Origin of the sequence: Burkholderia sp. LMG 13014 (genome assembly GCF_905232215.1) — a bacterium.
Classification (GTDB): domain Bacteria; phylum Pseudomonadota; class Gammaproteobacteria; order Burkholderiales; family Burkholderiaceae; genus Burkholderia.
Genome location: NZ_CAJNKE010000941.1, coordinates 1 through 1,563, shown reverse-complemented (window position 1 = coordinate 1,563; position 1,563 = coordinate 1). Strand labels below are relative to the sequence as shown.

The following is a 1,563-nucleotide window of genomic DNA, read 5'->3' as shown; positions in this document are numbered from 1 at the left end:
CCATGCCCGAACCGGCGCCCGTGATCGCGGCAACCTTGCCGGAAAACCCGTTCATCCGTGCTCCTCCCGTTCCGCTTGCGCTGCGCCGGCGGCGCGTCTAATGTGGTGTTTGTTGTCACCACTTTAGTTTTCGGGTGTCCTGATGTCAAATAGCGAAATGGAGAAAGCACTCGAAACGGAAAAACGGGGCCGGTCGTATGGCGGCGTGGCGCCCGAGGTGCGGGCCGCGGAGCGGCGCGACGCACTGATTCGCGCGGCGACGCGCGTGTTCGGCACGGTCGGGTTCCGCAAGGCGACCGTGCGGTCGATCTGTCAGGAAGCGAAGCTGAACGATCGCTATTTCTATGCGGCGTTCGACAGCACCGAGGATTTGCTGCGCTGCACCTACCTGCACCACGCGCAGCAGCTGCACGAAGCGGTCGCACGGGCGGTGGCCGCGCGCGGCGGCGACCTGCGCGAGAGCGTCGATGCGGGGCTCGCCGCGTTCTTCGCGTTCCTGCGCGACCCGTGCGCGGCGCGCGTGCTGCTGCTCGAGGTGATGGGCGTGAGCGCGGACACCGACATGACCTACCAGCGCATGCTGATCGACTTCGGCAAGCTGATCATGGCGATCGGCGCGCCGCGCGAAGCGGCGACGTCCGCGGAGCGCACCGAGCAGCGGCTGATCGGGCTCGCGCTCGTCGGCGCGATGACGAACGTCGGCGCGGCGTGGCTGCTCACCGACTATCGCGATCCGGAGGCGCAGATGATCGCGAGTTGCAGGAAGGTGCTGCTGGGGACGTTGCGGGAGGCAGGGTAGATTCGCGGGAACGGGGCCGGCTGCCCGCGATCAGGCATGGCCGATAATCGATAACAAGGAATCTATGCAAGCACGAAACCGATGGCTGCGTCGCATGACGTCGGCGGGGATGGCCGTTTCTGTTCTGGGGCTGACGGGCTGCGGCTGCTGGCCGTTCAGCGAGTCCACGACTTACGAATCCGTGTGGAAATCGCAGACTTTCGCGGCGAAATTCAAGAACCGGGACCAGGAAGGGGATCGATGCCGCGACGCGATCTACACGCGACACCTCAAGGACGCCATGGCGGCCTGCAAGAGCGGGGAATATGAAAAGATCCGCAACGTCATTACCGGGGAGCCCGTGAAGCTCAGCCTGGCCAAGGCGACCTGCGAGGAGGCGCAGGACGAACTGGATCATGGCCTGCCCACCGCGTTCGACCAGCGGATCTTCAATCTGAAGCCGCTGCCCGACGAGTACGACGCGTGCATGGCCGACAGCGGATTCAAGCGCGAACAGGTCGAGAAGAAGGCGTGCTACGTCAAGTTCATGTGACGGGTTTGCCGCCTGGCGAAACTGGAGTCGGACCATGGCAGCGGCGAGGCGGAACTTGCCGTCATGGATGTCGGATCATGCGACGCGCAGGACGAGAGGCTTCCTCGTCCCGCCGCGCCGTCTTCTTCGGCTATGCAGGGCGTGAACGCTTCGTCATTGGCGCCCCCGCCGTCTCCCCGATCCTCGCCTTCATCGCCTCGATGAACGCCCGCACCTTCGGCGACGGCAGCCG

General features: G+C 65.3%; 2 protein-coding genes and 1 pseudogene. 2 read left to right on the top strand and 1 reads right to left on the bottom strand.

Annotation, left to right across the window (positions count from 1 at the left end; genetic code table 11):
- The first annotated feature begins 142 nt into the window (after window positions 1-142).
- Together JYJ84_RS36365 and JYJ84_RS36360 are read left to right on the top strand one after the other, a co-directional pair.
- Complete coding sequence (locus JYJ84_RS36365; RefSeq protein WP_175221684.1) at window positions 143-799, top strand: TetR/AcrR family transcriptional regulator; 657 nt, start codon at window positions 143-145, stop codon at window positions 797-799.
- Window positions 800-908: 109 nt separating this feature from the next.
- Window positions 909-1,331 carry a hypothetical protein gene (locus JYJ84_RS36360; protein WP_240201956.1) on the top strand — a complete coding sequence of 141 codons (423 nt, stop codon included), beginning with the start codon at window positions 909-911 and terminating at the stop codon, window positions 1,329-1,331.
- Between the two features lie 130 nt (window positions 1,332-1,461).
- On the opposite strand, the pseudogene JYJ84_RS38430 reads toward JYJ84_RS36360, so the two are convergent.
- Window positions 1,462-1,563, bottom strand: a pseudogene (locus JYJ84_RS38430) (LysR family transcriptional regulator); the annotation flags it as partial.